This is a genomic window from Desulfosporosinus sp. Tol-M2 (assembly GCF_059735615.1).
The window spans coordinates 1-26699 of the sequence record NZ_JCAIJG010000157.1; the positions used below are offsets into that span (position 1 = coordinate 1).

The window sequence follows — 26699 nt, forward strand, 5'->3', positions numbered from 1 at the left end:
GCAATGATCAGCAATTGACGACCTGCTTGTACAACTTTTTCAAGAACCGGTAGAACGTCTTGAATCGCACTGATCTTCTTATCGGAAATCAAAATGAAAGGATCATTAAGTATTGCTTCCATTTTATCTGTATCAGTAATCATATAAGCTGAAATATAGCCCCGATCAAATTGCATTCCTTCAACCACTTCAAGTTCAGTCGTCATCCCTTTAGCTTCTTCAACAGTGATAACGCCGTCTTTACCGACTTTTTCCATTGCCTGCGCAATGAGGTCGCCGATATTTTTGTCGCTGGCGGAGATTGAGGCAACTTGAGCAATGGCTTCACTCGTCTCAACGAGTTTGGCATTAGCTTTAATGGCGGTAACTACAGCCTCCACTGCTTGCTCAATGCCACGTTTAATGCCCATAGGGTTTGCACCGGCCGCGACATTCTTAAGCCCTTCGCGAATGATAGCTTGTGCTAAAAGTGTAGCAGTTGTCGTACCATCTCCCGCCACATCATTAGTTTTGGTAGCCACTTCTTTAACGAGTTGTGCTCCCATATTCTCAAATGGATCCTCCAATTCGATGTCTCGAGCAATCGTTACTCCATCGTTTGTGATCATAGGAGATCCGAATTTCTTGTCAAGGACTACATTACGGCCTTTAGGTCCTAAGGTTACACGAACAGCTTCAGACAGCGCATTAACACCGCGTTCTAAAGCATGACGGGCGTCTTGATTGAAAATAATTTGTTTTGCCAACGTATTTCCACTCCTTAAATTTAAGTATTATTGGACTAGCCCAAAATAGCTAAGATATCTGCCTCTTTCAGAATTAAGTATTCTTCCCCATCAAACTTAACTTCGGTACCTGCATATTTGGAATAAATTACACGATCATTCACTTTAACATCCAAAGCTATACGTTCACCCTTTTCCATTTTACCAGGACCAACAGCGATTACTTCGCCTTCTTGTGGTTTTTCCTTTGCGGTATCCGGCATATAGATTCCGCTCTTAGTTTTTTCTTCCATTGGGAGTGCTTTGACAATCACCCGGTCTGCGAGAGGTTTAATGTTCATAAAGAAAAGTCCCTCCTTATTGTTTTTATTTAATATTTGTTAGCACTCGACTCCATTGAGTGCTAACAATATATCTATAATAATATGCAAGGGGGCACTGGAAAGCAACCCCCTTTAGGCTCGAAATATGAGCATAAATACTACATTTACTCTATCAATCGAGTTATTTCTCACTATTTCAGGCGATAGGTATTATTACACCCTAGGCCCTCCCCCGAGCGTGTTTCCACATCCTCTAAACACTATAATTGCCAGCTTTTCGAGTTTCTATACATAATTAAAGATCCAGTAATTTTTGACGCTGAAAAACTTCTTCACGCATGGATCCTAACGCTTCCAAAACCAAGGTATTCTCTAGATTGAGAAGGTATATTTTTGTTTTACCAATTTTGAGATTCGGATCGGGGTGCTCCTTCTCAAGGAGTATAGTTTCTTTTAACGTATACCGAATGAACTCTTTAACTTGCATAATAGATCGTCCCAGAAGCTCCGTTAAAGCAGCTCTCGCCTTAGTTGATGCAACGTAGGGCAAGCGAGTCTGTAGATCTCCCAGGATCCGGATCCCTTGTTCCAAATCCCGCTCCGGATAATACTCTGTTTCAGGCTGTTCATGAAGGAACCACTGTAAAAGATCCTCCCCCTTACAATAAGGGTGTAGCGCATGATGAATACTTCCTGCTACCCCGATCACTTTTACTTCTTTCCCCCAAGCCCGGACTTTTCTGAGTAGTGAAAGAAAGTCACCGTCCCCCGTAAGCAACAAAAACATGTCAAACGTAGACTCTCGTGTCAGCAAGATTTCCTGAGCCTCAAGCATTAATTCCAAATCTGCTGCATTACGGCGAAGTCCCGTACTGGCATAATTATTTTTCCCAAAGACATGACGCGTAAAGACATTCGTTTTCTCAAACATCGTTTGTGTTCGCAAAAACTCTTCCCGATCAAAGTTGGCGTAAAGATAGATGGCCAATAAGTCGATATTGTTTTGTATTGTATAAAATTGCAAAAACCGTGCCAACTGTTCCGGCGTTAAGTCATAACCCCTCTCTAATAATCCCGTCCAAATGTTTTCGTAATCGACAAACGCAATGGCTTTCACGAAATTCACCTCCCAAGCCATATGTCTACCCTATTATACACAAGACCATGGACAGAGGTGACAAGCACGGTAATACTGATTATAGGTAAGTCCCGACTAGTATAAAGAAAACTTGGCTGGCGCCTAGCCTTAGCGAAGGCGGCTGCCTAGTTGCACTTATGCTTACCCGAAACTTATACTTTCTGCCCTGAAAACAACCTGTTTTCATTCATCAGTGGTGCCGCGCAGCGGCATGGGGGTCTGATAGTACAAAAAGAGATTGGTAGATTAGCTACCAATCTCTTAAAGCATTAGTGACTATCATTTGACTGTTGTCGCACACTCTCCGGCTTCCCCTTTGAGGATTTGAATTCCATGAGAAAGGGCTGGGGCAATTGCGTTAAAACATTCGCGCGCCGCCTTGGGACTACCCGGCATATTAATAATCAGCGTTTGTTTACGAAGGACGGCTACTGCCCTGCTTAGCATAGCCTTACTTGTCACCTTTAAGCTTTCCATCCGCATCACTTCTGCAATGCCGGGTACCAAACGATCCGAGACGGATAAGGTGGCCTCAGGCGTAACATCACGCATTGCAAAACCTGTCCCGCCGGTCGTTAAAATCAAATCCAGACTAAGTTCATCCGCCCATTGGCACATTTTTTCAGCAAGTAACATTTGCTCATCCGGGAGCACTACATACTCCACAACCTCCCCGCCAATGTCTTGAACAAGCTTAATAAGCGTTGGCCCGGAGAGATCCTCCCTTTCTCCACGCGACCCTTTGTCACTAGCCGTGATGACTCCTACGCGAAGCATTAAGCTATCACCTCGATGCTGTCCCCGACTCGGACCACTCCGCCTTCCAACAACCGGATAAAAATTCCTTCTCTTGGCATGACACAGTCCCCAGCCTGATAGAAGATTGCACATTTCGTATGGCATTCTTTACCAATTTGAGTGACTTCTCCGATACTGGTTTCCCCTATCTTAAGTTTTGTTCCCACGGGAAGGATGAATAATTCCAGTCCTTCCGTTGTCAGATTCTCCGCAAAGTCCCCTGGCCCAACATCCAACCCTTTATCCGTCATCTTCTTGATACTTTCCATCGCCAGCAAGCTGACCATACGATGCCAATCTCCACCATGCGCATCTCCTTCCAGACCAAAGTTGACTTTCAAAATTCCTTCGCCTACATTCTTTTTGCGCATTCCTTTTTTTTCACTCGTACAAACCGCAATTATTTTACCCATTATATAAAATCTCACCCTTTCATCTCATCAGTGGTCATCGAATAAAAAAAACTTGGTTTATGAAACATAGCTTTGTAAATGTTAGCAGAACTTATCCAAGGACTGACGCAATTTTCAAAATTCGGACTACGAATCATGCACTTCGAACTTCGAACTTCTATAATGTCCGCTTTTTCCCCCTTGCTTTTCAACTAGATAGATATCCCCAATTGTCATTGTTTTATCTATTGCTTTACACATATCGTAGATCGTTAACGCTGCAACACTGACCGCCGTCAGGGCTTCCATTTCAATCCCGGTTTTTCCATTGACTTTTACTATCGCTTCAATATTTACCTCACCGGGTTCCACTAAGTTAAACCTAAGCTTAGCCCCTGTGATCAGGAGCGGATGACACATAGGAATTATCTGGGATGTCTGCTTTGCCGCCATAATCCCCGCAACTTGAGCCACCGCCAAAACGTCGCCTTTGGCGATTAGCCCAGAGCGAATGCGCTCAAAAGTCTCTGCTTTCATCGTAATTCTCCCTCGAGCAACTGCCATACGGGCCGTTTCAGCCTTATCGCTGACATCAACCATTCGGGCGCGCCCTTCTTCATCAAAATGGGTTAAATCCACTTTTTACCCTCCAATCTGAGACATGACACGTTGACCTTGCAATGCTTCGTCATTCATATGATGCTTTGCGGGTTTATGCCAAACTGCTTGGGCAAAAAGATCCCTTAAAATTTCGTCCGAGGTTCCATTTCGTAGGGCATCACGCAGACTCACTTCATTTTTGCTATGCAAGCAAGGGCGCAATTTTCCATCCGCCGTTAAGCGTACACGATTGCATGTATCGCAAAAATGACGACTCATGGCGCTAATAAAGCCAATGCTACCCTTAAAACCCCTTGGTTGAACATACTCTGCCGGTCCCCCACCCAAGATCCCCTGAGTTAGAATGTTCTCTTTTAGTCCTAAGAGCTCTTTCATTTCTTGAATTGGAACAAAATCAGCCCGTTGCTTAGAACTAATGCCAATTGGCATCAGTTCGATGAAACGGACATGGAGCGGATATTGTTTTGCTAACTTCAAAAAGTTCGGCAACTCGTCCGTATTAACCCCCCGGACGACCACGACATTGATTTTTACCGGATCTAGGCCAGCCTCAAGCGAGCGAAAGACTCCCTGAATTACACTGGAAACCTCTCCCACACGAGTGATAGCTCGAAAACGCTCTGAGTCCATAGTATCCAAGCTGATGTTCACTCGCTGAACGCCTGCTGCTTTTAAATCGAAGGCCATTTTCGGGAGTAACAATCCATTGGTAGTTATCATGAAGTCCTCGACCCCTGGAATTATGGCGCCCTCCCGCAGAAAGTCCAAAATTCCTTTACGTACTAAGGGTTCTCCCCCTGTGATACGAAAGCGACGAAACCCTAATTGCGTACTGATCCTCATTAGTCGAAGAATTTCTTCAAAGGAAAGAATAGAATCATGCGGCATCCACTGCACTCCTTCAACTGGCATACAGTATATACAGCGTAGATTACAGCGATCTGTCACTGATATTCTCAGATATTCGATTTTTCTTTGAAATTGATCCAGCATAAAAATCCTCTTTTCAAGATTAAATTTGGTAAAAAACTTAACCAGTTGAAATAAAAAAACCCGCGGTCTGTAAACAACCGGAGGATTCAATCCACCTGTCGACAGACTCCTTTCCAGCAGGAGATATTACAGTTTCCCATAATACCCGAGTGCCTTTAAGCACTTGTCTGGTCACCATAGCTTCTGCTTTAGGTAAACCAGCTTTGGAGCAATGACAAAATATTTAATTTTTTTCAGTTAAATTCCTTTTTCTTTATATAGAGGTAATTCGCGATATATTGCATTATTCTTTTTTCTCACTACCTAATACATTTTGTCAATTCGGATTAACCTTAATGATCGCCGACCATTCGTCTGGTGTGTTGACGTTATAAAAGACTTTGCTCAAATCAGAGAAGGCTTGAAGTTCTTTTTCTTTCACATACCGTACAGAACAAGTTGGGTAAAAATCAATAATCTTGAAGTGACCCGCCTCGAGATTATTTTGGATTATGGGAATACAACGTCGATGGTAAAAGGCATGTAACGGATGGAAGCCATCTTGAAGCTGCGGAACAACAACATCATACTCCGAAATCCACGTCGCCAAAAACCGGATAAGCTCAACACTTAGAAACGGCATATCACAGGCTACAAAAAAAACCTCATCATAAGTAGCCGCTTTTAAACCCTGATAAAGTCCTTCTAAAGGACCTCGACCAGGAATCTCATCTAGAATAACCTGTACTTCGTAGCCTACATACAGTTCAGGCTTGTTGCTGCTAATTAAAACTTCTGTAAACACGGTTTGCAAAACAGCTAGACTCTGCTCCACTAAGGGTCTTCCTTCCAGTTCCAGGAAGGCCTTATCTTTTTTCATTCGCGAGCTTTTTCCGCCTGCTAGCAAAATACCCGTCGCCTTCAACTTTGGAAGTTGTTTCCCGGAGTTCTGCAGTGAATTAGTAATTTTTGAAGACCCCCTCGTATTCAACAGACAAAAACGGGTTAAACCCGTTCCCCCCAACGGTTACGGGTACCCCGTTCGCATCGGTATCCGTTCTCTTTTCTTTATAAGTATTAGGAACTAGAATATTTCTCAGTAATAAAATTCCTTTACCCGAAGGAACTGCATGGCGAGTGCACAGTACTGTCAAAGGGGTGCAGTGTAGCTAATCACATCTTGATGTTTTATAACTCTCCACCCTAATCCTGTTTGATTTTTATTTACGACCAACTATTCTGCCTTAAATGTACCACATCAGACTTTCCCTGTCACTTTGGGAAATTCTGACAACATAGCAAGCCAATTTCCCCAAGAGAAAAATCCAAATATTTTATAAAACATTCAATATTTACACTTCTACCCTTTTAGTTATATACTGGACACAGATCTTATTAAACCAAGTTTGTAATGCATACGCTTAACTAAAGACGGTTTTTGCTGGGGGTGCCCTTCGGGGCTGAGATGAGGAAACTCGATCCCTTTGAACCTGATCTGGCTAATACCAGCGGAGGAAAGCTAATCGTTAAACTTATGGAAGTATAAGTGAGAACTGCTTACCGCGTTCTCACTTATTGTTTATAGAGCATTATAAAGCTACAAAGATAAGAAATTTATTTGAAAGAGTGTGATTCAATGAGTACCCAAATGAAACTGGCCAAAAATGGAGTAATAACAGCGGCAATGCAAACGGTCGCCGGTAAAGAGGGGCTTCCTGCTGAAGAAATTAGGCTCCGGGTGGCGGCGGGCAGCATTGTCATCCCCGCTAACCAAAATCACACATCTTTGAGTCCGGAGGGCATTGGTCTTGGACTTAAGACGAAGATTAATGTCAATTTAGGTATCTCCCCGGAATGTGCCAATCTCGAAAATGAGCTTGCCAAAGTACGCATGGCCCTAGACATGAAAGCGGAAGCAATTATGGATCTAAGCAACTATGGCAAAACCGCTGAATTTCGCCACCAGCTCATTAGCATGTCCCCAGCAATGATCGGTTCTGTTCCTATGTATGATGCCCTTGGCTATTTAGGCAAGAAATTGGAAGATATTACACCCCAGGAATTCTTAGCCGTGGTGGAACAGCACGCCCGAGACGGTGTTGATTTCGTTACCATCCACGCCGGCATCAACCGGGAAACTGCCCGGCATTTCCGCCAGGCCTCCCGAGTTACCAACATCGTTTCCCGGGGCGGGTCTTTACTATATGCCTGGATGGAATTGACCGGGCGGGAAAACCCTTTTTACGAGTATTTTGATGATCTCCTGGATATCTGCACAAAATATGACGTGACGTTAAGTTTAGGAGATGCTTGCCGACCGGGCAGCATTGCCGATGCCACAGACGGAGCCCAAATTTCCGAATTAATCGTGTTGGGAGAATTGACTCAAAAAGCTTGGCAACGTAATGTTCAGGTCATGATTGAAGGACCCGGTCACGTTCCCTTGCATGAAGTTGTGTCAAATGTCCAGTTGGCGAAAAAGCTTTGCTTCGGTGCGCCCTTCTACATTTTGGGGCCGTTAGTCACCGACGTTGCTCCCGGTTACGATCACATCACCAGTGCGATCGGCGGAGCTTTAGCCGCCTCGGCCGGAGCAGATTTTCTCTGCTATGTGACACCGGCCGAACACCTTCGTTTGCCTACTTTGGACGACGTGCATGAAGGGATAGTTGCAGCCAGAATCGCAGCACACGCCGGAGATATCGCCAAAGGGATACCTGGCGCCGCCGAATGGGACAGGAAGATGAGCCAGGCCAGACAAGATTTGGATTGGGATAAAATGTTTAGTCTGGCCTTGGACCATGAAAAACCGAAGCGCTATCGTCAAGAGTCCGCCCCCGAGCATCAGGACAGCTGCACCATGTGCGGAGAAATGTGTTCGATGCGCCTTATGAACCGTATTATGGAAAAATAGTTTGCTAACTTTTAAAAATTGTATACCCCATTCTCGGTAATTAACATCGTCATTTTAGCATCATGCTCGCCGACCGGTACTTGAGGAATAACTTGACATTCGAAACCAAGAGCAACTCTGGGTGTTAAAGGATTTAACCGCATAAACAAGCGGTCATAATAGCCGCCCCCATACCCTAAACGATTCCCTTGCAGATCAAACCCGGAACCGGGTACGATAATTAAATCGATTTCTGAGGGGTCCACTACTCCAAGAGTCAATTTAGGTTCGCGAATTCCATAAGCTCCTCGTTCAATATCTTTTATCAGATCACGTACTTTGATTAGAAGGAGTGTACCATTCGGTGCACAGCGGGGTAATACCAGCTTTTTCTTACCTGCTATCGTTGCCTCCGCTAGCGCTGTAGTCTCTACTTCTTCACGGAAGTTAAGAAATAACATCACAGTTCGAGCCAGTTGGAACTCCGGTAAATCCATAAGTTTTTGCTGAATAATTAGGCTTTTTCTTTTTCTTTCTATCTCTCCTAAAGAAGTCCGCCGACATAAACACGCTTGGCGCACTTCGGCCTTTATAGACTGACGATCCTCACTCATGTCAATACTTCCCCTTCAGAAAAATGGTCCTTATTAAAAATGTTCGATCACCAGCGAGAATTTCCTCCCCATTATTAAACTCCTTATGAGTATTTTTGGTTATTTTCAAGAAAAGACCGAACACGTACCGGTTATACCAATATTTCAGCCCTCAAAGTTATCCACACACCAAATCTAATTGTACCGCCTTGTACCGCCTTATTCCTCAGTTATCCACATTATCCACAGGCTCTGTGGATAATGTGATTCCAAAACGAACTATTTACCTTAAAACCGTAAACCAGCTTCTACAACTTGTCTACAGACTTATCCACATTATCCACAGCTCCACCTTATCCACAGAACATACGCTCGTGTACTTGTGAGGGATTAGTATTTTGACCTATCGCTTTCCAATCTTACTGTTCACCAAACCCATTGCCTGCGTAAACTCTCCCATTCTCAATAATTTTGCCATCCCGGCAAATACCACAACTCCAATTGTTGTCCCCGTAGCGAGGACGGTCAACGAAGCCAGCGTGCGAACGCCAATCAACAGGGTCAGCCATTCAGACCACACCCAGATTGCACCCGCCATGAAAAGAGAAGCGACCAAGGATTTAACACTTGTCCAAAACATAGCCCGACCGTCCATTTGCCCTAAACGCCTACGCAACATACCTAATAACAAAATCATGTTTACGAAAGCAGCAATGCTTGTGGCAAAAGCTAACCCCCCGTGAGCAAGCGGACCAATCAATAAATACATGGCTAGAATGTTAACAGCCATTGCAATAATTCCTAATATCACAGGTGTCCAAGTATCCTGAAGGGCATAAAAGGCCCGCGGGAGAATCTGAATCACGGACTGTGAAGAAATTCCAAGTGCAAAATAAAACAACGCGATCGCCGTGTTTAAGGTGTCTTGTGCGGTAAAATACCCATGTTGAAATAAAACACGTATCAGGGGAAAACGCAAAACGATCATACCCACCGAAATCGGCAGGGTAATAAAAACAACCATCCGAATAGCACTGGATATCGTTTGCCGGAGTTTATCCCATTGTTTTAAGGCCGCTTGTTCCGTCATAGTCGGAAAGGTGGCTACGGCAATTGCTAAAGCAAAAATACCCACCGGCAACTGAAAAAGACGATAAGATTGCCAAACAGCCGTGATACTCCCTGCAGGCAGTAACGAGCCAAAGTTGGTACTGACCGCCACCTGAATTTGATTCAAGGAATAACTGATAATAATAGGCACGGCGAGGGTCCCGATCCGACGAACGCCCGGATTGTGCCAATCAATAATCGGGTAGTAACGCACCCCCACCTTCCGTAAAGCAGGGATTTGAACTGCAAAACTTGCAAATGCCCCCACAACGACCCCTACCGCAAACCCAGAAATACTCTCAGGCTTTGCGGGATTTGCAAGAATCGTTCCAAAAAAGATAATACATACGTTATAAAGAACTGTCCCCAGGGCGGAAGGCCAGAATATTTTGTAAGAATTCAAGACTCCCATGATCAACCCGCTTACAGCCATAAACAAAGGCTGAATCAAGAGAATTCTGGTCAAGTTGATAGTCAAACCGATATTTCCAATTGTCTCAAACCCCGGAACCATCAGACGTAAAAATTGGGGAGTGAAAAGAAGCCCAATAAATATCAGTAATCCTAGCGTAAGGAAGATTAAATTCACAACCGAGCTGACTACTCGCCAGCCCTCTTTCTCCTCCCCTTTAGCTATATATTCGGAAAAAACCGGAATAAAAGCGGCGCTTAAAACACCGCCCACAAGTAACCAGTATAATAAATCCGGAAGAATAAACGCCGCATTATAAGCATCTGTCGCACTACTTTGGCTATAAAAACAAGCAATCAATGTTTCGCGAAAAAATCCTAAGATTCGCGAAACTAACTGGGCAAGCATTAAAAAACCAGCTGCTTTCACAAGCGTACGATTGGTTGATGACATGCGAATAAACCTCTTCTCCCCATCATCCTAATCTACCAACCGAATTATAGCATTTATCACGAGACGGTTAAAGGGGAAGGAAGTAGGAGGAAGTAGGAGGAAGTTTCTTAGCGCGTTCGCCCACTTTCCATCGCTATTCGCTTGGCGATGCTGCTAAAACGCAAACCTCTGGGCTTTCTGCATGTGAACCGATGCGTTTCTTAACGCCTCATCGCCTGCGCTCATTGACGCGATTCCTCTCTCCGTGCTCACTAAGCTAAGAAACTTCCTCTGGGCTTGGGTCGAACGAGGGTTAAGTACGACCCTGTAGCACTGAACGTTGTCCTAAATGTGGTTCGGGGGCATTTACACTCAAAGATGTGATTAATAAGAGATAGTATCGAGGTAGACTCAAGGGGACTACGCCTACCTTCATCTCAGGTACAGCATCATACCGAACGCATTCTTGGCACAAACTTTACATGCTCTTTAAGCAAATTTTATTTCCTCGGGGCTTGTGTCTTAAGTTTTAGCTTTTCTTTAAATAATCCGCCAAAATCTCCGCCACGGCTTCAGCTGCGCCATTAGATTCTCCTAACGTATTGTATTGGCTTCCAAATTCCAATAGCAACGCGCCGTCAGAAAGATGTTGGTTATACCGTGCATCTGCTGCATAATTAATGTTCGGCAGAAACAGTCCAGGATATTTCTTTTCCCCCAAGGCTATAAGTTCCTTTGCTAAAGCTTCATTCTTTTGCCAGTGCGGATTCTTCTTTCCTATCACCACCAGCACTCTGCTCACACTTTGCCCCTTTATTGTGATCGATGATTGAACCCCAGGAGGTAAGCCATTTCTATGAACGTCAATTAACAGTTTCATGGAAGGATAATCTTTAATCAATTGGGTTGCTGTAACTATTGATTTGCTATATGCTTTCATATAGTCCACAGCATCATGTATTTGCAGCGAGTGAACAGCCCCGATTCCATTTTGTCCAAGAATCTTCTTTAGTGTTTCTCCTACCGTTACGACATCTCCATTTTCGCCAAACCGATGATCCGGCCCTCCATCTCCTGCATAACACTCACTATTGTGCGTATTATATATTCCCACGCCAATTTCTTTCGCCCCTGCCACCGGCATTGGGAGATTAAACTCCGTGTTTCCCTCAGGTTGTTGTAGTTCAATTGGCTCAAGAATCGGACCTTCAAACTCAGGATCATTAGGATTGTAAGCCCACCCTAACCACGCTGGACCTTGTGGCGGCGAAGAAAAATAGCCTAGAAAAAATGTCCGGGGATCTGCAATATTGACACCCGTCAATAAAAACATACTGACCGCCGCCCCCTGATTCCTTATTAGATCCAAGCGAGCGCGCTCAGGCTGGGAAAAGCCCGGGGCCCCTTCCATTAATATGGCTTCAAATGGAAACGACTGTTGGGTTAGAAATCCAATTAGTTGACGAGAACTCCCACTTCTGAAGGCATAAACCAAGCCTAAAATAATTAGAATACTTACTAAGCCTAGAAGGAATCCTCGCGCCCATTCTCTGACTCTCCAAATCCGGAAATGTTTTTTTTGACGATAGAAATCTTCCCGTAACAAAGGACTTGTCCCCCCTTCCTCTTTATTGAAGAATTATGAGAGACAAGTCCAAGGTAGAACATTATGAAGAGATTTTTCGTTAAATAGGTATTTGCTTTTTCTGGTCTAAACTAACGAAGCGTCGTTGGAACAATGCTATCGATAATCCCAATGACTAACGAGGCCAGTAAAGCGCCAATAATGGTAACAGTAATATAACCAGGAACAATAAACTGACTGAAGTAAATTACCACAGCGGCCGTAATAAATCCAACCGCGCCCCGTCCCGCTCGTGAAATTTTGTCTCCGAATACCTTTTCAATAGCATAGCCCAGTCCAGCGATCACCGCTGCAGCGACAAAAGCTCCGATTATGCCATTCACCCGAAGTCCTGGAACAAAATAACTCACCAAGAGTAAAACCAGAGCCGAAACAACAAACCGTACGATTATTCCTAACATCATTTGTACCCTCCAATCATTTTGTTTTAATTCGACTATGTTTCTTTAGTATCTTTACTACCGATTTAGTTTACACAATACTAACAAAATTTATTAATAATAATTTTGCCACAATTTTTCCTTGATATATTACCAACCTAATGTTAAAATGTAGTTTGTGTAACAAGTAAGGAGTATCAATCATCAAAGGGGGTGACTATTAGTGCCAAACATTAAATCCGCCATTAAAAGAGTTGAGTTGGGAAAAGCTCGCATGATTAAAAATGCTGCTGCGAAATCTTACTTACGGACGACTATTCGTCGTTTTGAAGAATCAATCACAACGGATTCCGAGACAGCAGCACTCGCTTTGAAAAAAGCTACTCGTGCTTTGGATAGAGCCGCCTCCAAGGGTTTGATTCATAAGAACATGTCAGCTCGCAAGAAATCCCGTCTTACGAGTAGATTCAGAAAGCATTTTACCCAAGTTGGGTAAAACATAACGGGCTTAATAAAAAGGTAAGCGACAAATTAATTTATCGCTTACCTTTTATTGTGTTTCAGAGAAAGTTTCTTAGCTTAGAGAGCATGGAGAAAGAAATCGCATCAATGGATGAATACAAATGAATTGCACGTTCACCAAAGCTTTCAAGGAGCGTTTCTCTGGGGTTGGCTTAAACGGTTCACTTTGCAATTTCATTTCATTCATGGCTTGGTCACGACGTGGCTTGGTTACGACAAAGATCAAAACCGCCCTAAAACTCCCATCACGGTTCCAAGCCCGGGCCCAAACCAGAGGGAGTTGCTCAGCTTAGAGAGTACGGAGAGAGGAATTGCGTCAATGAGTACAGATGATGAAACGTTAAGAAACGCATTGGTTCACATGCAGAAAGCCTAGAGGTTTGCGTTTTAGTTGCATCACCAAGCGAATAGCAATGGAACGTGTACGAACGTGCTGAGACACTTCCTCCCGATGAAACGTATGCGAACGTACTAAGACACTTTCTCACAAAACTTAATAATCATTATTTCCAACAATAACCCAGGATCACCACCCCCAGTTTTTAAGGCCAGGTCTGTGTTTAAGCACTCGGACAACGCCTTGGATAGTTGATTCGTTGATAACCTGGCGGATTGTTGCCAGACTTTTTGCGCTTCATAAGGCGAAATTCCTAATACTGAAGGGGCCTCGGCAACATTCCCCCCGTGCCTGCGCATAGAGTCACACCCCAGAAGAAGCCGGACTTGACGAACCAGCATCCCTAAGACCTTTAAGGCAGGTTCTTTACGCAACACCGCACGCAAGGCTTGTAAGGACTTGGCAGCCGATCGACCGGCCACCGCATCTAAAAGATCAAAGATGCTCATTTCAATCGATTGGGGAGTTATTGCTTTAATATCTTCCAAGGTGATCTTCTGACGCTCCCCCACAAATACGCTGAGCTTATCTAATTCTTGATATAAAACGCCGGTATGGCGCCCCGTCCATTCGATAAATTGGGCAGTTACTTGAGTATTCATCGATTTTCCCCGTGCTTTTAATTCCGACTGAACCCAGACAAGCCATTCCTGAGGTCGTTTCGGAGCGCAGAATTCCATGATCTCCCCGGTTTTAACTAAAGCCTTATACAGCTTCCTCCCCCGATGCACACTTTCAGCGATAAACAAAAGACACGTCGTGGGATTGGGGTTGGCAAAGTAGTCCAACAACGGCTCCAGCTCAGCCGTCTGACCATCCTGGAAATAGGTAACATCTTCAACGACCACAAGGCGATTGGCAAAAAAGGACATCGTATTGGCCCGCTCAACTATGATATACGGAGACAACTCCTTTGCAGAAACTTGTTCAATCCCGCTTCCAGACGGATCTATCATGAAATAGAACGACTTAAGGACTTTCAACCCCTCTTGAATTAAGAAACGATCCTCCCCGTACCATAAATAAACGATCGGAATCTTCCCCCTCGCTACGCTTTCCTTAATTCGTTCAATTTCACGCATGTTTGCCACCCCCTTTGCTTATTTTAATGGAGACCTTCAATAAAAGCCAGATAATACATTATACATTATTGATTCTCAGCATAAAAAAGCCCTCCACGATCCGTGGAGGGGCAAAAGAAAGAGGAGGAGAAAAGAGATGTTCCTTGCTATTGTTACCCATTTTTTACCTTTCATACATTCCGGGAATATTTTTTTAGTGATACCTGATAACTATAGTATGCCTTAAAGCATTTCTTATTCCGCAAAAACATATTAACGACCAGGGATAATTTCCGCCCCGTGTTCTCCGAGCAAAAGCCGTAACGTACCATGTTTATCCGTCCGATAAACCGGGATGTGACGTTCTTCCCAATACTGCAGTACTTCGGGCGAGGGATGTCCAAACGTATTTTTCCCCACCGAAATCCATACACCTTGGGGATTAATCTCATCCAGCCAAGGTCTATCCAAGGAAAACCGGCTCCCATGATGCGGCTCCTTAAAAATGTTAGTTTCTATATCTACACCCGTCTCGTATATTTCTTTCATTTCTTCTTGCTCCATATCCGCCGTGAGCAAGACGCTTTGCCCTAAGTAGTTAAGCTTTAACACCAAGGAATTATTGTTCTGGTCAGAATGTGTCCCAGCGAGAACCTGAGGAGGGCCCAACACGTCCAGCCAGGCCCCTGAATCAAGGTCGATCCGGTCCTCCGCCTGAAGCATCCTCAGCTTCTCGGGCTGATTGGTAAACTCAAAGGGAATTCCGGCCTGCCATTCTTCATTTTCCAGTCGATCACCTACAGCAGGTACCCCTACCCAATCTGTTGGAATATTGGCGAGCACCGACCGAACTCCACCGATATGATCCTGATGTTCATGAGTAATCAGTAAGGCATCCAAATGCCCGATTCTTCTTTGCAATAAATAAGGAAGGACGATACGCTCCCCGGCATCGAACCGTTCACTTCGCGGTCCCGCATCCAGCAAGAGAGCATGTTGCTGAGGCGTCCGGATTAAGATCGCATCCCCTTGACCCACATCAATCATGACCACTTCCAGATCGTTCAGTGAATTCCAGGGACTCCACAAGCAAAGAAAGATAAGCAGTATGCAGCCCCAACGAACGAGTACCCTTTTTCTTAATATTGGATTCCTAAACATTTTCGAGATCAAACGGTGCGCAGCTCGACGAATTCCCATAGGGCATCGTTCTACCAACTTCGCAGTGCTTGTCCTTAACCCTCGGCCAAGATGAAGAAACCTCACCTTAACCATAAATAGCACGCGTTCTTTTCCCCACAGGACGGTTCCGATTCCGCCATACCAAATCAACCAAAAGAAGTGGCCGGGGTTTAACACCCAGACATCAGCGTACGGTAATTCAGCTAACATCTTTAAAATCGTATTCGTCCCGGCTAAAAGCCATAAGCTCACCTGAAACAAAGGAGCAGACAGCCCCCCAGAGAAAGAAAGGATCACCCCGATGAGCCCCACTTCGAGCACACTGCCTAAAATAAAAAGAATAAAGACATTCACCAAAAAGCCGATCAAAGATAAACGATGAAAAGCCGAGATCAACAGCGGAAGCGTCGCCACTTGCGCCGCTAATGTTCCGGCAACAGCGAAACGAAATAAATTGGGGAGACGTTCAAGCAACTTTACCTTGAGAATTCGAGGGGTGAGTACTACAATTCCCCAGGCAGCTGCAAAGGAAAGTTGAAAACCAAGATCCTGAATAATTAAAGGATTCTGAATAAATAGTCCTACCGCTGCAAATAACAACCAACGCAGCGTAGCTACTTGCCCCCGCCCTAACCGTCCAAGTAGAACTGCAATACCCAAAACAGTCGCTCTGACGATCGGAGCATTTCCCCCACAAAGTGCTGCATAAAGTAAAAGTACCAAGCTCGTTGCGCTGATCCGCATTGGCTTAGGCAAAAAACTAAAGAGCAGCCAGGAAAGTCCCAGCACAAAGACCACATTGGATCCCGAAGCCGCAAAGACGTGAAGTACGCCGGTCACTTTGTAGCGTTCTTGAACTGAATCCGGAATACGACTGGAATCTCCGAAGATGATCCCCTCTAAGACCCCTGTTTCCTCAGAATCCCAGGCCTGAAGGCGACTTCGAACCTGCTGGCGAATCTTCCAGGTTAGACTTGGCTCCCCCGCAGAAAGCAGTACCGCATCCCCTTGCGCCTTTAGCGTGCCACTTAATCCCCTAACCCCATAATAAAGACGTAAGTCGAATGCACCGGGTGTTCCGACGGACTGAGGCCTTTCCAAGCGCGCATGGAAACTTACAAGGTCTCCGGGCTGTACCCGCTTCCACTCTACAGGAATCTGACCAAACTTATCCGCATAAACCGTCAGCCTATAGGTCTGGCCGTTTAATTCTTGCTGAGGATCAGCTGAAGCAACAGCCGCGTTTTTCATCGCCTCGCCGGTGTTCTTCCGCGCTATTACATCATTTCCTACTTTTTCGACGCGAACTATTCCCTCAGCCTTATCCTCCGCGATATTCCAATCCTTTAAAAGACCGACAATCTCCACATGATCCAAGGTGATGGGTTCTGGCAGAGTACGATCCGCAAGTACCCCATACACAAAGCCAAGCAAGAGACTGACTCCCAGCAAAAGAATCTCTGGTCGGAACACTCGGCCAAAAAAATCACGCGGACGCCACAAGATAAGGCGTACCCCCAGCAAAACGAGAATCCCCAAAAGACAGATACGTATCTGTTCCGGTAAATATGCTCCACTGAAGCCCCCGATCAAAAGGGCTGCCGCTCGCCCGATCCAGGGATCTTTCATGGGCTAACCGTCACTTGGGAAGCCATTTTCTCATAGGTTATAACTCCTATACCCGAAACATTTTTCAAGTCTTCCGCCCGGGCAAACGGCCCGTGTTCTGTCCGGTATTGAATAATGCGTTCCGCTAACACCGGACCGACGCCGGGCAGCTTGTCCAGTTCGGCTGCTCCGGCGGTATTAATATTAATCTTCCCATTTGCCAGGGCTATTGGATTCGCTGCCGTTACTGGATTTATGTTTGGTGACGTACCCACGCCCCCGGCATTCATCGAATTAACCCCCACCGTGGACTCCGGGGAAATCGGGAGGACCTTATACGGCACGTTAACTTTTTGCCCATCCTTAAGCTTTTCAGCCGGATTCATACTCTCCAGGTTAGCTTCCGGCAAAGGACAGACCTGCTTCAAGGCATCATCTAAGCGGGCATCCGGGGCCAAATGAACAAGCCCGGGCTTCTCAACTGCTCCGGCCATATAAACAACGATGTCTCGGCTTGAACCTGTTTTTTGAAGATAAGCATTGGAACCATGAGGTAGAAAGAGCTTCCAAATAGCAAAAATTACAAGTCCTATAAGTACCAACCACCAAACATAGCGAAGCTTACGTTCCATACCCGGCAGCTCCCTTCCTGTTCTTTATTTACTCAATGCTTTATCCATATTTCAAGCGATCCACATCAGCTGATCCGATGGCTGCAAAACCCTCTCTCTGAGTAACCATGGTTCATTTGGTTTCGCTTTGTTCCTTCTTTTTCCTGCTGCGAGATCTGATTTATCCTGTCGAATTTGGCAGTTTCGAATAATAGATCACATTACTTAGGGATCGATTGAAAGAATCGACCTATGGCAACAGCCAAAAAGTAGGGTATGATTATGATACCCTTGACCGGGTAACCGCCAAAAAGATTGACGACACAGTAAAATTCAACTACCAATAGTTAAGGCAGTCCTCCCATGGACAATCCTAATGCCGTTCTGTCAACGAATCATCTGAACATGCTTTCGCAGCATGGTCCTGACCCCTTTCCGATTAGGCCACACCTCGCCCAGATTTTGTTGAGCTGAAAGGTGCTGAGTATCCTACTGCATGGTCGATTGAAAGCAGTGAAATTAGAAAATGTCTTCTTCACAAATTTCCATATAACTTGATGTATTCAATAGTACCTAACTCCCCCAGCAAAAAAAGACCGGGCGGATTTGAAACCACCCTGGCCCTTTTGGTTAATACTTGACCCCTTCCGATCGTATTTACAGTTATCTACTAATATGGAGCTTATATTTATATGGAGCTTATTTCATATGGGGGGTATGCTTACAGCTAGTAATCACACGCCTTTCGCGATATCATTTAGAAAGAGGCCTGACCACACAGCCTCCTTCTCTCTATAACAACTTAATTAGATCATCTACATCAAGACTAGCTTGTTTTAAAACACTCTTGATTACCATTGGACTAAATATTTCTCCAGAGTGAACGGGCACGGTTACCAAGGAACTGGCTCACCTATTATGCTTAAAGCCTCAAGATGTCCTTCTATCGCCTCCCGTATACGTTCAAGTGCTTCTTTTCGATTATTGCCCTGTGTTACACAACCCGGAAGTCCTGGCACTGTTACAACGTAGACCTTTGTTTGTTCGTCCCATTCGAGAATCACTTTGAAGCTTTTTTCCATAACTGAATACCTCCGTCACTCTTTATTTTTTATCGGTGCAATATTGTAATAAGTGACCGCCCTGGTTGGCTCTTCAACTTTTCCTGTTAGTGCTCCAATCCAGTCGAGAATGTCTTTCTTTAACCGGAAGATACAACGTCCCAGACACAACCCCGGTATCCTTGAGCGTATACATTGATTGAAATGAAAAAGCAGCCCCTTTTAAGACTACCTTTCCCATTTCTTGAGTTCCGCAGCCAGTCCCTCAGGTTGCCCTCCGGCAGAGCCTTGCCTTTCCGGCTGCATTACAGTTTTTACCATTATTGCAAGGCCTTAAACCTTGCTGAGAATACTAATTACACGGAATATGAAACATTCCCAATCTGGCTGACGATTAATCAATAAGGTTAATTTTCCTGTGAGATTGTATTATTCCACTGACAACAACGACAACCTAACAGCTGCATCTCTTAAATCAATGCTAAATTGATCCAAATATTTTAATGAATATAAACCGTCAATTTCCCGTTTTTGCCATAACTCAAAAATGCGTTTTAAATCCGCTTGGCGGGAAAGCCAGCCAATACCGTCAATAACGACAAAAACAAACTGTTTAGCATATTTAACCCTAGCCATTTTTTCAATTTCCTTCACCGCATCGGAAAGCTTACTGCCGGTGCTGTTAAAGCCTTTCATTGCTACGACAATTAAGGCATCAGATCCGTTAGGTATGGCTAGATCACATGGTGCTGTTTCGCCACTTCGTCCTTCAAACTGGGTACGCATCGTGTATGGTAGATCCAGTTTTTTTGCTATTTCTTCAACTTCATTTTCAACTTTACGACCTTGACCGACCGATTGAGCGCCAGGTCTGTGAGACCAAAGATGCCTTTCTAATAAGACGTCCTCAAGAGCCCACGTTTTATTTATGTCTTTGGTTAAATGATTTACCAGATCAAATTCTTGGTCAAGCACTTCAATCAATTGGGTTGAATTATTACGAGCTAGAGTGACCCAACCTGTGGTACCCATTAAACGGCGGAGTTGATTTTTCAATTGTTCTTGCCCCAAACCTGCTGATGTAGCGATTATTGGAACAGCCTGTGGGTTATCTTGAATAAAAACTGCCAATGACTTACGTGTTATAGTCCCAACTTTTCGCAATTCGACAACAGTTTTCTTAACCACCTGAAGCATTTCGGCATCTTCGCGAGCAGTAATATCGTGAAGATTACTTAGAGATTCGATAAACTGATCATATTGCAAAGTCACTCAATCACCGTCCTACAAAAAGATACTCATTAACTTGTCGTCTAGTTGCTGTAACCTGTGTACCAAAGGAATACTTGTGGGGTATGGCATATACTTCTATGTTGCTTTTTACTTCATGCAAAATGCTATATAACTCCTTTTCATCTGGAACGGAGTTGGAACTATAGGATAATATTATTGTACTTTGCTTAAATTTGTCAAACAGCTCTCGCAAAGCTTCGCGAATTGTGCGTTTATAGGCAAATGGTGTGAACTTTTTTTCTAGTTTCTTGGTTTTTGTATGCTCCATTATTTTTTGATCTTGCCAATATACCGAAAGCCCCTCCAAAAAATGATAGCGTTTAATGTAATCAGCATCATCTTTTGGCGGCGCATATGGCGGATCAAAATATACTAAATCAAAACCTGAGGGGTTGATTTCAAATATGCTTGAACACAAAGCACGATTGTTTTTACCATTGTTGAACACAGCGGCGTTATATTGCTCGATAGCTTCAACAAAAAGACTTTTAAGAGGGGTGTGCATTGTCCGGCGACCGTCATCATACCGGACATCAGTAATTGTAAATACACCTCTCGGCTGTTTCCGCGCCGCTGCTAAACAAAGTGCCGAAATTGTTATCGCTTGTTTATATTGTGATAATCCACTCATATGGGACCAAATTGAATCTAAAAACACATGATCTTCCTGTGGAAAGTATAGATCCTTAAAAGTACGTTGGATGAAATCCCGCCCGTCTTTATTCGATGACAGAAGTAATTCTAAGTCACTCTTTGAAATGGTCTCACAATTGTTTTCAATTAGTGCTTTACTTATGGTTGAAGAAAAGGTAAGAAAATCGTTTGCCACCACTTCTTTTCCCATTTCTTTTAAGGCGTATGAAACAACACCGCTGCCACTAAATGCATCAAGCGCTGTTTCAAACGGTAAGTGATAAAGGATATGAGATAAATATGGGACTATTTTATATTTTGACCCCATGTACCTTAATCTCGGGTAAACCGCTGTTTTGGTTAAGTTCTGTTCAGAAAAGCTGTAAACACTATCGGGGGCTAAAGCAATAGACAAGATTGGCTCCTCCTTTTGCGGTAAAAATTCTGCCATGTGGAAGACAGATTATTTTAACAATGGACTGCTTATAGTATAACAGAGAAATATTAATAGTTTAACTTCAATTGAAGATACGGCAGAATTATTACCGAGTGTAGTAAAAACCTTTATTCTATATTTCCGGAACATTTGTTCTGGTGTATATCCTATTATACCATGACTGGGATAAAAAACTAAAGAGCATCAAAAATATTAATTAATCTTAATGCAAAAAACATATCGCTTCAGTAAGGCAATGTGTTTTTTGTTTATATTGTCTTATCCAGTATTAACATTTGCAGCTTAACGAGGAATTCTGTGTCAAAACCGACTAGAAATTGTCCCTTCCTCGGGTTTATGCTATATTGGGTTGTACCATATTTGTTTTATTGTATGATTTGTTTTCCCTCACACAAGTCCCGGAGTCCCTTACTTAACGACTATATTAACCAACTTACCCGGCACCGTAATAACTTTAACGATTGCTTTGCCTTGGATCCATTCACTGATTGCAGGCTGAGCAAGCGCCGTTTTTTCCAACTCCGCCTTGGAAATATCTGCGGCTACAATAATCCGGTCCCGGACTTTCCCATTCACTTGAAGGACAACAGTCATTTCATTTTGCACTAGAGCAGCTTGATCCGCTTCTGGCCAGGGCTGTTGGTGAATGCTCCCCGTATGCCCAATTTCCAGCCAAAGCTCTTCCGTGATATGCGGAGCAAAGGGAGCCAGGAGTAACAGAATCGCTTCAATCGCCTCCTTGCCGACCGCAGCATCCGCTGTAGGCTGTTCCTTATAGATATACAAAGTGTTAACCAGTTCCATGATGGTACTGATTGCCGTGTTAAAATTAAAACGCGTTCCGATGTCTATCGTCACTCTCTGGATAGCCAGGTGAGTTTGACGGCGCATTTCTTTACTGACTGCATCCAGGCTCCCCCAATGGTCCGCATGGTCAGTCGACGGGGATAAGTGCTTTAGGGTTTCCTTTATACTGGACCCATATTGAGCGACCAGACGCCAAACGCGGTTCAGAAAACGATAACACCCTTCAACCCCTTGATCACTCCACTCCAAGTCTTTCTCCGGCGGGGCAGCAAACAAGATAAATAACCGTGCCGTATCCGCCCCATACTTTCCGATAATTACCTCCGGACTCACGATATTCCCTTTGGATTTGGACATTTTAGATCCATCCATGCAAACCATTCCCTGGGTAAGCAAGTTTTGGAACGGTTCATCCTCTTTCACATAGCCTAAATCCCGAAAAGCCTTGGTAAAGAAACGTGCATATAATAGGTGTAGAATGGCATGTTCCACCCCACCAACGTACTGATCCACGTTCATCCACTGATCCACCGCAGATTTGGCGAAAGCGGCTTCCGTGTTGCGGGGGTCAGTATAACGCAGAAAATACCACGAGGAACAAACAAACGTATCCATCGTATCCGTCTCACGCCGAGCGACTCCCCCACACTCGGGGCAGGTTGTTTCTGTGAAAGATACTGAGGAGGCTAAAGGATTTTCCCCGGCTTTAAAGACGACATCCGCGGGGAGCAAAACGGGCAGCTGTTCTTCCGGCACCGGTAATGTTCCACAGGATTCACAATACACAATCGGAATAGGCGCACCCCAATAGCGTTGACGAGAAATGAGCCAGTCACGCAAACGGAAGTTGACTTTCCGTTGACCCTTACCACGGCGCTCCACTTCATCGGCAATCCGTTCCAGGCCCTCATTACTATCCAGACCATCGAAGGAATCAGAATTAACCATAACCCCTTCCTCCGTGTAGGCACCCTCGAGCGGTTGATCTTTCGCGCACGGCGCACTACCTGCGGGAACAATAACCGAACGAATTCCTAAGCCGTACTTCTTTGCAAATTCAAAGTCCCGCTCATCGTGAGCAGGCACGCCCATAACCGCGCCTGTTCCGTATTCGAGAAGCACGTAGTTGGTAATCCAGATCGGCACTTTTTCCCCACTTAACGGATTAAGACAATACGAACCGATGAACAGCCCTTCCTTTTCCGCTTCCGCAGACGTCCGGGCAATTTCATTGAGTCCCTGCATCTTTTTTATAAACTCCCGCACCTCAGCTTCATACTCCGTCCCCCTGACCAGCTCTATGACCAGAGGATGTTCCGGTGCCAAGACCACATAGCTCACCCCAAAAAGGGTGTCGATCCGAGTGGTATACACCGGGATCTTCTCCGGGCGTTCAACTAAGGAAAAATTAACTTCCACCCCAACAGAACGGCCGATCCAGTTGCGTTGCATGGTTTTCACCTTATCAGGCCATCCCGGCAACTTATCTAAATCCTGCAGTAAAACATCCGCATAATCGGTGATTTTAAAAAACCACTGCTCCAGGTTTTTCTTAGTTACTATGGTATCACACCGTTCACAGGCTCCATCCACAACTTGCTCATTGGCCAGGACTGTGCTGCAAGACGGACACCAGTTCACGGCAGCCTTTTTCTTATACACCAAGCCATGTTTGTAGAACTCCATAAAAATCCACTGCGTCCATTTATAGTAGCCAGGGTGGCAGGTAGCCATTTCCCGGTCCCAATCATAGGAAATCCCCATCTCTTGAAGCTGGCGCCGCATATTGGCGATGTTTTTCCAGGTCCAGTCCGCCGGAGGGGTTTGGTGTCTGATTGCGGCATTTTCCGCCGGTAAACCAAAGGAATCCCAACCGATGGGGTGCAGAACATTAAACCCTCGCATCCGTTTATAGCGAGCTATGACGTCCACTATGGAGTAGTTACGCACATGCCCCATGTGCAGATCACCTGAAGGATAAGGAAACATAGCCAAGGCATAATACTTCGGTTTTGAGGAAATTTCCTCGGTCTTAAAAGCTTTGTTCTCCATCCATTTTTTTTGCCACTTCGGTTCAATCTTAGAAAACGAATACTTCTCTTGCATAAAGCTGCCCCCTCAAGATTTTATAAAAAATTTAAACCAAAAAATCCCTCGTCCCTTAAGGGACGAGAGACATGCTCCCGTGGTACCACCCAATTTTAAGTGCTCAGACGATTTTATGGCTCGCGCCGGTATTCATTGTAACCTGAGTACTGCTCCCTATCATGGCATTTACACTTTTAATTATACTAGGTTAGTATCAAAAGAGACAACTCCCGCGTCTTTCCAAAGTCGTTCAAGCTGATAAAATTCGCGCTGATCAGGGGTCATCACATGAATGACTAAATCGCCGCCACAATCCATCAAAACCCATTTAGCAGCCGGTAACCCTTCAAGATGGAAAACCGGAACTCCCATCTCCGGTAACTTCACTTCCAAATGATCGGTTATGGCTTTAACCTGAGTTGTCGTATTTCCCGTCACAATCAGGCAATAATCCGTAACCATGGATATTCCCTTTAAATTGAGTAAGGAAATATCTATGCCTTTTTTGTCTTCGACAAGACTAACAATCTGTTTAAGCATTTTTTGATCCAGTTCCAACATTTTGCCTCCTTTGCAAATCCTCATAAGTCAATTGGGTTAAGGGATGAATCGGTTTGTTTCTCTGTCTCAAGTATCTTAAAGTGCGCTCAACACAGTCTAAAGTACCTTTTCCTAAATCATCATACAGGGATTGGCGCAATATATCCACTTCTGGAAAATCACGACGAGGTTCAGTCAAATCAGCACTGTAGATAAGCATCTCCAAAGGAGACATTCCTGGTCTCCCTAACGTATGACTCGCAATTGCCGCCAGGACTTCAGAATCGTCAACTTTATAATAATGTTCCAGCCAATATGCCGCAAGAGGCCCGTGTAATACGGCCGGGTACTGCTCATCTTCAGGATAGTGCAGCAAATCCCACCGCCGGGCTAAACTCAACTGATCCTTTATAGGGATCTCTTTTGCCAAATCGTGCGCTAAACCTGCACAACGCGCTTTGAGTGGATCCAATCCGTGGTGCCTGGCCATCTCTTCAGCACAATCCGCGACACCTAAGGTGTGTTTAAAACGTTCCTCCGAAAGGACGCGAGCTGCTAAATTCAACACCTCTTCCGCCCGTAATTCCACTATTCCCCTGCTCCCCTTTTATCTCTAACCTAGAATATTATATACATAAACGTTGTTTCCTACACTTATACGATGAAATATCTCCAGTACCGCCTCTGATTCGGCAAGATAATAAAGCTGCGGATAATATAGTTTCTAGTATAAAAATCCACTCGCTACCTTTAATATTAACATAACATTACATATGATGACAGCCTTTTAGTCCATGACAATAAGTGAAACACTAAAAAATCCCCCCACTTTATGTAGTGTTCCTAAGTAAATTGAATAATTAAGATGCATTCCCGGTGACTTCACAATAATATTACTAAACAAGCACCCCTTTCCATGATCTTAAAATGGAAGTTGGTGCTTGTTTCCGCAGAGTATTACATTTGTTTCGGTTTGGCCTCATTAACCGTTAATGGTCGTCCACCAAAATCTCTGCCATTCAGCTCTTCAGCCATTCGAGTCGCATCCGCTTCTCCGACTTCGATAAAACCAAACCCCCGTGAGCGGCCGGTTTCACGATCGGTAATAATTCGACTACTTTCAACCTGTCCAAATGGGGCAAAGAATCCACTGAGTTCGTCTGCAGTAGTATTCCAGGGGAGATTCCCGACATAAAGTGTTGTTGACATATTTTTATGGTCACCTCTTTGAATTGATTCATCGATCGTTTCTAGTATGATCAAATCCAGGTAGACTATACGAACTATAGCCATTATTATCATATAAACTATGACTTATCAGACATTACCTGCGCAGTATAAAGCCCGTGTTGTTGGATATAAAGACGAACCGGCTCAGGCAAAAGGTACCGAATTGGTTGCCCCCGCTTAACCCTCGCTCGAATATCTGTTGAGGAAATCGCTAAAGCAGGCACTTCTATGTAATGAATCCTCTCCTGAGTTTCCGGGCGCTCTTTTTGGACCTGAAGGAGAAAATCCCTTGCGTCAAACCCCGGTCGTGCCGCCCCAATGAATTTGGTCATCATCAAAATTTCTTCTACTTCACGCCAGGAAAAAATCTGACGAAGAGCATCTGATCCCGTGATGAAATAAAGTTCATGTTCCGGCCAAGTGCGGCGCAAAACGCGCAAGGTATCCACTGTATAGGATGGCCCTATTCTCCTAAGTTCGAGGGCAGAAATTTCAAACGCCGGATTATCTTGAATGGCACGTTCAACCATCTCGAAACGCAATTCTGCTGCCGTGATGTCACTTCTCTCTTTATGCGGCGGCGTCCCAGACGGTATAAATAGCACTTTGTTTAAACTAAACTCCGCTCGTGCCATTTCTGCAGCAACCAAATGCCCATAATGAATCGGATCAAAGGTTCCGCCCATAATCCCTAACCGTTTCACTTGTATCCCCCTTTAGCCCGTATAAGTGCAACTAGGCGGTCGTCTTCGCTGAGGCTGACAGAATGAATAAT

25 protein-coding genes and 2 riboswitches are annotated in these 26699 nt (G+C 44.5%); of the genes, 2 read left to right on the plus strand and 23 right to left on the minus strand.

All coding sequences use genetic code 11. From position 1 onward, the window contains the following. From groEL to mobA, 8 genes are all read right to left on the minus strand, one after another. Positions 1–746: chaperonin GroEL (groEL, locus tag AC6I5A_RS12060; RefSeq protein ID WP_034616307.1), on the minus strand; the 746-nt coding region annotated here is incomplete at its 3' end. Positions 747–781: 35 nt separating this feature from the next. Next, positions 782–1066, minus strand: a complete 285-nt coding sequence (gene groES / locus AC6I5A_RS12065; RefSeq protein WP_034616308.1) for a co-chaperone GroES — start codon at positions 1064–1066, stop codon at positions 782–784. 277 nt (positions 1067–1343) lie between these two features. After that, entirely contained in the window at positions 1344–2165 is an 822-nt protein-coding gene (locus tag AC6I5A_RS12070; RefSeq protein ID WP_034616310.1) for an NYN domain-containing protein, read from the minus strand. 300 nt (positions 2166–2465) lie between these two features. Then, the gene (locus AC6I5A_RS12075) at positions 2466–2963 is read right to left on the minus strand and encodes a MogA/MoaB family molybdenum cofactor biosynthesis protein (protein ID WP_034616311.1); all 498 of its coding nucleotides are present in this window, start codon (positions 2961–2963) and stop codon (positions 2466–2468) included. After that, positions 2963–3397: an MOSC domain-containing protein gene (locus tag AC6I5A_RS12080; RefSeq protein WP_034616313.1), complete on the minus strand. Its 435-nt coding sequence runs from the start codon at positions 3395–3397 to the stop codon at positions 2963–2965. The genes AC6I5A_RS12075 and AC6I5A_RS12080 overlap by 1 nt, the downstream gene beginning before the upstream one ends. A gap of 126 nt (positions 3398–3523) precedes the next feature. After that, positions 3524–4015, minus strand: coding sequence for a cyclic pyranopterin monophosphate synthase MoaC (moaC, locus tag AC6I5A_RS12085; protein ID WP_034616314.1), 492 nt, complete (start codon positions 4013–4015; stop codon positions 3524–3526). 3 nt (positions 4016–4018) lie between these two features. Next, positions 4019–4990 (minus strand): GTP 3',8-cyclase MoaA, encoded by a 972-nt coding sequence (gene moaA, locus AC6I5A_RS12090; RefSeq protein ID WP_034616342.1) that lies wholly within the window; start codon positions 4988–4990, stop codon positions 4019–4021. 90 nt (positions 4991–5080) lie between these two features. Continuing rightward, a riboswitch (molybdenum cofactor riboswitch) is annotated at positions 5081–5211 on the minus strand. Between the two features lie 95 nt (positions 5212–5306). Continuing rightward, entirely contained in the window at positions 5307–5894 is a 588-nt protein-coding gene (gene mobA, locus AC6I5A_RS12095) for a molybdenum cofactor guanylyltransferase (RefSeq protein WP_034616345.1), read from the minus strand. A 508-nt stretch (positions 5895–6402) separates the two neighbouring features. Beyond that, a riboswitch (TPP riboswitch) is annotated at positions 6403–6503 on the plus strand. A 102-nt stretch (positions 6504–6605) separates the two neighbouring features. Here mobA and thiC point away from each other — a divergent pair. Beyond that, positions 6606–7883, plus strand: coding sequence for a phosphomethylpyrimidine synthase ThiC (gene thiC / locus AC6I5A_RS12100; RefSeq protein ID WP_034616316.1), 1278 nt, complete (start codon positions 6606–6608; stop codon positions 7881–7883). 11 nt (positions 7884–7894) lie between these two features. Here the strand turns inward: thiC and AC6I5A_RS12105 are convergent, their stop codons facing one another. From AC6I5A_RS12105 to AC6I5A_RS12120, 4 genes are all read right to left on the minus strand, one after another. Beyond that, positions 7895–8476, minus strand: a complete 582-nt coding sequence (locus tag AC6I5A_RS12105; protein ID WP_034616318.1) for a 5-formyltetrahydrofolate cyclo-ligase — start codon at positions 8474–8476, stop codon at positions 7895–7897. A gap of 382 nt (positions 8477–8858) precedes the next feature. Further along, positions 8859–10430, minus strand: coding sequence for a murein biosynthesis integral membrane protein MurJ (gene murJ / locus AC6I5A_RS12110; RefSeq protein WP_034616320.1), 1572 nt, complete (start codon positions 10428–10430; stop codon positions 8859–8861). Positions 10431–10938: 508 nt separating this feature from the next. After that, positions 10939–12015, minus strand: coding sequence for a stage II sporulation protein P (gene spoIIP, locus AC6I5A_RS12115; protein ID WP_034616322.1), 1077 nt, complete (start codon positions 12013–12015; stop codon positions 10939–10941). Between the two features lie 110 nt (positions 12016–12125). After that, complete coding sequence (locus AC6I5A_RS12120; protein WP_034616328.1) at positions 12126–12455, minus strand: phage holin family protein; 330 nt, start codon at positions 12453–12455, stop codon at positions 12126–12128. 202 nt (positions 12456–12657) lie between these two features. Between AC6I5A_RS12120 and rpsT the strand changes: the two genes are divergently transcribed. After that, the gene (gene rpsT / locus AC6I5A_RS12125; RefSeq protein ID WP_034616329.1) at positions 12658–12930 is read left to right on the plus strand and encodes a 30S ribosomal protein S20; all 273 of its coding nucleotides are present in this window, start codon (positions 12658–12660) and stop codon (positions 12928–12930) included. 497 nt (positions 12931–13427) lie between these two features. Here rpsT and holA read toward each other — a convergent pair whose 3' ends face one another. From holA to nadD, 11 genes are all read right to left on the minus strand, one after another. Beyond that, positions 13428–14435, minus strand: a complete 1008-nt coding sequence (gene holA, locus AC6I5A_RS12130; protein WP_034616331.1) for a DNA polymerase III subunit delta — start codon at positions 14433–14435, stop codon at positions 13428–13430. A gap of 252 nt (positions 14436–14687) precedes the next feature. Continuing rightward, the gene (locus AC6I5A_RS12135; protein WP_034616332.1) at positions 14688–17225 is read right to left on the minus strand and encodes a DNA internalization-related competence protein ComEC/Rec2; all 2538 of its coding nucleotides are present in this window, start codon (positions 17223–17225) and stop codon (positions 14688–14690) included. Further along, positions 17222–17836 (minus strand): ComEA family DNA-binding protein, encoded by a 615-nt coding sequence (locus AC6I5A_RS12140; protein ID WP_034616334.1) that lies wholly within the window; start codon positions 17834–17836, stop codon positions 17222–17224. Before AC6I5A_RS12140 ends, AC6I5A_RS12135 begins: the two co-directional genes overlap by 4 nt. Positions 17837–18708: 872 nt before the next feature. Continuing rightward, the gene (locus AC6I5A_RS12145) at positions 18709–18897 is read right to left on the minus strand and encodes a type II toxin-antitoxin system HicB family antitoxin (protein ID WP_052168072.1); all 189 of its coding nucleotides are present in this window, start codon (positions 18895–18897) and stop codon (positions 18709–18711) included. 408 nt (positions 18898–19305) lie between these two features. Continuing rightward, positions 19306–20148, minus strand: a complete 843-nt coding sequence (locus AC6I5A_RS12150) for a DpnII family type II restriction endonuclease (RefSeq protein ID WP_034616335.1) — start codon at positions 20146–20148, stop codon at positions 19306–19308. Between the two features lie 4 nt (positions 20149–20152). Then, positions 20153–21217, minus strand: a complete 1065-nt coding sequence (locus tag AC6I5A_RS12155) for a DNA adenine methylase (RefSeq protein ID WP_497900718.1) — start codon at positions 21215–21217, stop codon at positions 20153–20155. Between the two features lie 450 nt (positions 21218–21667). Beyond that, complete coding sequence (leuS, locus tag AC6I5A_RS12160) at positions 21668–24172, minus strand: leucine--tRNA ligase (protein ID WP_034616336.1); 2505 nt, start codon at positions 24170–24172, stop codon at positions 21668–21670. A gap of 180 nt (positions 24173–24352) precedes the next feature. After that, on the minus strand, positions 24353–24715 hold the full coding sequence (rsfS, locus tag AC6I5A_RS12165; protein WP_497900719.1) for a ribosome silencing factor: 363 nt from the start codon (positions 24713–24715) through the stop codon (positions 24353–24355). Next, positions 24687–25283, minus strand: a complete 597-nt coding sequence (gene yqeK / locus AC6I5A_RS12170; RefSeq protein ID WP_034616337.1) for a bis(5'-nucleosyl)-tetraphosphatase (symmetrical) YqeK — start codon at positions 25281–25283, stop codon at positions 24687–24689. Before yqeK ends, rsfS begins: the two co-directional genes overlap by 29 nt. Positions 25284–25651: 368 nt before the next feature. Beyond that, complete coding sequence (locus AC6I5A_RS12175) at positions 25652–25903, minus strand: RNA recognition motif domain-containing protein (protein WP_034616338.1); 252 nt, start codon at positions 25901–25903, stop codon at positions 25652–25654. Between the two features lie 98 nt (positions 25904–26001). Continuing rightward, positions 26002–26634: a nicotinate-nucleotide adenylyltransferase gene (nadD, locus tag AC6I5A_RS12180; RefSeq protein WP_034616340.1), complete on the minus strand. Its 633-nt coding sequence runs from the start codon at positions 26632–26634 to the stop codon at positions 26002–26004. Between the last annotated feature and the right edge of the window lie 65 nt (positions 26635–26699).